The organism is Pseudoalteromonas sp. G4 (genome assembly GCF_028875915.1).
GTDB lineage: Bacteria > Pseudomonadota > Gammaproteobacteria > Enterobacterales > Alteromonadaceae > Pseudoalteromonas.
The window spans coordinates 1-669 of record NZ_JAPEHW010000173.1 but is presented as its reverse complement, the minus strand read 5'-3'; the positions used below and the strand labels follow the sequence as shown (position 1 = coordinate 669).

The following is a 669-nucleotide window of genomic DNA, read 5'->3' as shown; positions in this document are numbered from 1 at the left end:
GCCTTTAAATTTTGCGTACAGACCTATGCCACTATCCAGTTAGGATAATGGTTGTAATAATCGTGGTAAGTACTAAATTAATCTGTTTCATGTGGACTAGACTGCCGAATCACAAAAGTAATGTCAACCATTAAAAAAGATAATTTATTCCATTTAGCTCTATAATAAATCAACGAATGCCAAATTTATGCAAAAGAGATGAAAACGCGTCATCTTTAAATGGTTTTTCAATAAACCCTAGCACTCCATAGTCAGCAACTCGCTGCTTCATTTCAGGTTGGATATCGGCCGATATAATCACCGTATGTAGATGGATATTCTCAGCTTTTAAATTAGCTAACACCCCAAGGCCGTCCATTACAGGCATAGTGAGGTCGAGGCACAACAAACCAAATTCTTGCTGGCGCAATAAATCTAATGCCTCTTGTCCATTTTGGGCTTGGCTGACGACAAAGTCATCGTGACTTTTAAAAAAACGGACTACTTGTTTTCGCGCTATAAGCGAGTCATCGCACACAAGTACCGGAAATGCACTAGTCAAAACATAAAACCAAATAAAACTGCAATAATAGTCATAATATGAGTAAACGCTGTAATTGCAACAATTATGCGAGCTAGTTTCCAGAGCATGTTGATCTTTGTGGTCTAAATTCTGTTCAAATCCAAAGC

General features: G+C 37.8%; 1 protein-coding gene. It reads right to left on the bottom strand.

Translation table 11 applies throughout. The features are described from left to right. Positions 1-169 precede the first annotated feature (169 nt). On the bottom strand, positions 170-517 hold the full coding sequence (locus ON073_RS20490; protein ID WP_274763707.1) for a response regulator: 348 nt from the start codon (positions 515-517) through the stop codon (positions 170-172). Between the last annotated feature and the right edge of the window lie 152 nt (positions 518-669).